We start from the raw sequence: 4774 nt of genomic DNA on the forward strand, positions 1-4774 counted from the left end.
CCGTTCGTCGTGCTGACGTAGAGGTTGTTCTTCCGCTCCGGCTTCATCGGGCTCGAATTCGCCGCCGCGGCGCGGTCCCTCGGCATTGAGGTCACGGTGCTCGGCCGCGGTCCGCGGGTCCTGCGCCGGTCGGTGACCCCGCCCGTCGAGCAGTACCTCCGCGAGCTCCACCGGGGGCTCGGCACGCGGCTCGTCGACCACGAGGAGATCGCGCGGTTCGAACCCCGGACCGAGGGGCGAGGGGCATCGGTGGTGACGCTCGCCGGCCGCCGATACGACGCCGATCTGGTGCTCGTCGCGGTCGGAGTCGAACCCCGGAGCGAGCTCGCCGCGGCCGCCGGGCTCGAGGTCGCGGGCGGCATCGTGGTGGATGCTGAGCTCCGGACCGCGGACCCGCGGATCTTCGCGATCGGCGACTGCGCGGCGTTCCCGGTCGAGGGCGGGGCGAGGCGGACCCGCGTGGAATCGGTGCAGAACGCGACGGGGCAGGCGCGGTACCTCGCGCGGGCGCTCGTCGATCCGTCCCGGTGGGAGGGTCCGCCGACGTCGGCATCGGCGTCGACGGTGCCGGCGCCGATAGTGCCAACGCCCGCGGTAGCCGCGTATACCGAGGTGCCCTGGTTCTGGTCCCAGCAGGGCGGCGCGAAGCTGCAGATCGCCGGGCTGGTCGCGCCTGCCGGCGAGACCGTCGTCCGGGGCGACCCGAGCACGGGGAGGTTCTCGGTGTTCAGCTTCACCGACGCCGGGCTGCAGGCGGTGGAGTCCGTCAATCGCCCCGCCGATCATCTGGCTGCGCGCAGGATCCTCGCCGGAGGTCTGCGACTGACCGCGGCGGATGCGGCAGACGAATCGTTCGATCTGAAGGGCTTCTCCCTGGCGCGATGATCCGCTTGACCGAGAGTCGGAGGCCGTGATGCCGGAAGGCTGGGCCCGGCGTGATGACGGGGTTCCGGGCGGAGGTCGCTTCTTGGTAACGATCCGGGGGACGGCCGGCAGGAAGCGTGTTTTAATCCTACTATCGGTTACTACAAGGAACGTTTGGGCGGCCGTCCAGCCGCCCTGCATCTTCAAAGGAGAAGACCATGACGGAACGAACGATGCGACGGCGCCTCGCGGGTGCGGGAGCCCTCGCCCTGAGCGCGGCGCTCGCGCTCACCGCCTGCGCGGGCGGTGCGGATGACGCCGGCAACGACGGGGGCTCCGGCGGCGGCACCACCACGCTGACGTTCGCCACCTTCGGCGGCGCCTACGAGGAGGCGCAGCGAGCGGCCTGGCTCGACGCATTCACGGAGGAGACCGGCATCGAGGTGGTGTTCGACGCCTACGACTTCGGCAAGCTGCAGACCATGGTCGAGTCCGGCGACGTGATCTGGGATGTCGTCGATACCTCGGGTGAGAACGGCCTCGAGAGCACCTCGGAATGGCTCGAGTCCATCGACTGCACCGTCGTCACCACGTGCGACAACCCCGCGGCCGGTCTCATCAACACCGAGTGGCGCGTCGCGCAGAACACGAGCGCCATGGTGTTCGCCTACAACACCGAGAAGGCCGGCGGCGAGCCGCAGAACTGGGCCGACTTCTTCGACACCGAGAAGTTCCCCGGCAAGCGCGGCTTCCCGGCCTGGGTGTCGGGCGGCACCATCGAAGCGGCACTCCTCGCCGACGGCGTCGCGCCCGAGGAGCTGTACCCGCTCGACGTGGATCGCGCGATCGCGAAGCTCGACACGATCAAGGACGACATCATCTGGTGGGAGAGCGGCACGCAGTCCGAGGAGCTGCTGACCAGCGGGGAGACGGTGTTCTCGCTCGTGTTCTCTCCCCGCGCCTACCAGCTGAACGTCGTGAACGGCGCACCGGTGCAGGCCCAGTGGCACAACGTGCTCACGATCGGCAACTACACCGTGATCCCCAAGGGCACGAAGAACCTCGACGCGGCGCAGCAGCTCGTCGCCTGGATCTCCGACCCCGCGAACAACGCGAACATCAGCCTGCACTACCCGGTCGGCCCCGGAACCGAGGGATCCTCGGTCGACGTGCCCGCCGAGATCGCGCCGTGGCTGCCGACCGAGCACCTCGACACCGCCGTGACGATGGACGACGCCTACTGGGACGACAGCTTCGGCGACGTGAACGCGACCTTCCAGGACTGGCTGCAGCAGTGACATCTGCCCCCGCTTCGGCCGGGGTCGCGCGCACCGCGCGACCCCGGCCGCGCCGGAGGCTCGACGGCTGGGCCCTCGCCAGCCTGCCGGGGCTGGCCTTTCTCGGCGTGTTCTTCGTCTGGCCGCTGATCCAGGTGCTCATGAAGAGCCTCGGGGATCCGCTCCTCGCGAACTACTCGGCCTTCTTCTCGAGCAGCGGCTACGTCGCGATCCTCGGCCAGACGTTCCAGATCGCCGCGATGGTGACGGTCAGCTGCGCGCTGCTCGGCTACCCGTACGCGTACCTCATGAGCCGGGTCGGGAGCCTCGCCCGGATCGTGCTCATCGGCGTCGTGCTGCTGCCCGTGTGGACGAGCTTCCTCGTCCGCAGCGTCGCGCTGCAGACCTGGCTGCAGGACACCGGCGTGATCAACACGGTGCTGCAGTCGCTCGGCCTCATCGATGCACCGCTGCCGCTGATCCGCAACACCTTCGGCGTGACGGTGGGCATGACCCAGATCCTGCTGCCGTTCATGATCCTCCCGCTGTTCTCGGTCATGCTGCGCGTACGGCCCGAACTGATACCGGCGGCACGCAGCCTCGGGGCGACGCCCGTGCAGGCGTTCTTCCGAGTGTTCCTGCCGCAGACCTTCCCCGGCCTCATGTCGGGCGGGCTGCTCGTCTTCGTGACCGCCCTCGGCTTCTTCATCGTGCCCGCCATCCTCGGCGGCACCGACGGCAGCATGCTCTCGAAGCTGATCGTCGACCTGATCGGCCGCAACCAGCTCGGCCTCGCCGCCGCGATGGCCACCGTGCTGCTCGCCATCACCGCGCTGCTGCTCGGCCTCGGCAGCCGCTTCGTGCGCATCCGCGAGATGGTGGGCGGACGATGAGGCCGCAGAAGCCGACGGCCTTCCTCTGGACCGTCGGCGTGCTGGTGGGGCTGCTCCTCGCGGCGCCGGCGCTGATCCTGATCCCGATGTCGTTCACCGAGGGGCGCAACCTCGTATTCCCGCCGCAGGGCTTCTCTCTGCAGTGGTACGAGAGCTTCTTCGATTCGCGGCAGTGGATGTCGGCCGCGCAGCACTCCCTGACGATCGGGCTCTGCACGATGGTGCTCTCGGTCGTGCTCGGCCTGCCGATCGCGATGATGCTCGCCCGATCGCGATCCCGCCTGCTCGGCGTCGCGAACGCGCTCGTGCTCGGCCCCGCGGTCGTGCCGCCCATCATCACGGCCATCGGCACCTTCGGCTTCATGGCGGCGATCGGCATCACCCGATCCCTGCCCGGCCTCGTGGCGGCGCATACGGTGCTCGCGCTGCCGCTCGTGGTGATCTCGATCCTCGCGAGCGCGCAGACCCTCGACCGCAACGTCGAGCTGGCGGCGCAGAGCCTCGGAGCCGGTCCGCTCCAGGTGTTCCGTCACGCGGTGCTCCCGCCGCTCCTGCCGGGCGTCATGATCGCGGCCGTCTACGGTTTCGCGACCTCGTGGGACGAGATGATCGTCTCGCTCTTCATCACCGGGCCGCAGTACACCACGCTGCCCGTGCACATGTGGAACCAGGTGCGCAACGTGTCGGATCCGACCGTCGTCGCCGTCTCCACGATGCTCGTATCCCTGAGCACCTTCGTCCTCGTGGTCGCCTTCGTGGTGATCCGAGTGCGGCGGCGCAACGGACGGATCGGAAAGGCGGTCACCGATGGGTGAGCCGACGACGCAGACCACTCCCGGCGACGCGGAGTTCCTCCGCGTGAACGGCGTCACCAAGAGCTTCGGAGGCGCTCCCGCCGTCGACGACGTCTCGCTCACGATCGCCGAGGGCGAGTTCGTCTCGCTGCTCGGCCCCTCGGGCAGCGGCAAGACGACGACGCTGCAGATGATCGCGGGGTTCTCGGATCCCGACAGCGGCACCATCGCGCTGGGCGGCCGGGACCTCGCCTCGGTGCCCACGCACAAGCGCGACATCGGCGTGGTATTCCAGAACTACGCGCTGTTCCCGCACATGACCGTCGCGCAGAACGTCGCCTTCCCGCTGAAGATGCGCGGGGTCCCGCGCCGCGAGGCCGAGAGCCGGGTTCGTGCGGCGCTCGAGCAGGTGCATCTCGCGAAGTTCTCCGACCGCAAGCCCGCGCAGCTCTCGGGAGGGCAGCAGCAGCGCGTCGCGCTGGCGCGCGCCTTCGTGTTCGGGGCGAAGCTCCTGCTCATGGACGAACCGCTCGGCGCACTCGACAAGAAGTTGCGCGAGGTGCTGCAGGAGGAGATCGTGCACCTCGCTCGCTCGCTCGGGGTGACCGTCGTCTACGTGACGCACGACCAGGAGGAAGCCCTCGCGATGAGCGACCGCATCGCGATCTACAACGAGGGCCGGATCGAGCAGATCGGCTCGGGGCGCGACCTCTACGCCAGGCCCGCCACGCTCTTCGTCGCCACCTTCATGGGCGAGTCGAACATCGTTCGGGGTGCGCTCGCCGCGGTCCCCTCCGGCTCCGGCGACGCTGCCGGTGCCCCCGGGATCGTCTCCGTCGAGACCCCGGCCGGCGTCTTCGCGGGCGTCGCCTCCGAGGGCCTGGATGCCTCGGCAGGCAGGGCCTGCCTGATGGTGCGCCCGGAGCACGTGCGGATCGGCGAGGCG

5 protein-coding genes are annotated in these 4774 nt (G+C 69.5%); all 5 read left to right on the forward strand.

Features of this window, described 5'->3' with window-relative positions; translation table 11 throughout:
- Positions 1-24 precede the first annotated feature (24 nt).
- A complete protein-coding gene (locus tag ACFPZL_RS10120) occupies positions 25-885 on the forward strand; it encodes an NAD(P)/FAD-dependent oxidoreductase (protein WP_382335300.1) in 861 nt (286 codons plus the stop codon).
- Positions 886-1082: 197 nt separating this feature from the next.
- Positions 1083-2162, forward strand: coding sequence for an extracellular solute-binding protein (locus tag ACFPZL_RS10125; RefSeq protein WP_218114905.1), 1080 nt, complete (start codon positions 1083-1085; stop codon positions 2160-2162).
- Positions 2159-3034 (forward strand): ABC transporter permease, encoded by an 876-nt coding sequence (locus ACFPZL_RS10130; protein WP_218114904.1) that lies wholly within the window; start codon positions 2159-2161, stop codon positions 3032-3034. The genes ACFPZL_RS10125 and ACFPZL_RS10130 overlap by 4 nt, the downstream gene beginning before the upstream one ends.
- Positions 3031-3849, forward strand: coding sequence for an ABC transporter permease (locus tag ACFPZL_RS10135; RefSeq protein ID WP_218114903.1), 819 nt, complete (start codon positions 3031-3033; stop codon positions 3847-3849). Before ACFPZL_RS10130 ends, ACFPZL_RS10135 begins: the two co-directional genes overlap by 4 nt.
- A partial coding sequence (locus tag ACFPZL_RS10140; protein WP_382335302.1) for an ABC transporter ATP-binding protein occupies positions 3842-4774 on the forward strand: 933 nt, incomplete at its 3' end. The genes ACFPZL_RS10135 and ACFPZL_RS10140, both read left to right, overlap by 8 nt.

The organism is Leucobacter soli (assembly GCF_042659205.1).
GTDB lineage: Bacteria > Actinomycetota > Actinomycetes > Actinomycetales > Microbacteriaceae > Leucobacter > Leucobacter soli.

What these genes read in the sequence shown, in the direction of transcription:
- ACFPZL_RS10125 (WP_218114905.1), top strand. Translation starts at nt 1,083, where the DNA reads ATGACGGAACGAACGATGCGACGGCGCCTCGCGGGTGCGGGAGCCCTC.
- ACFPZL_RS10135 (WP_218114903.1), top strand. Translation starts at nt 3,031, where the DNA reads ATGAGGCCGCAGAAGCCGACGGCCTTCCTCTGGACCGTCGGCGTGCTG.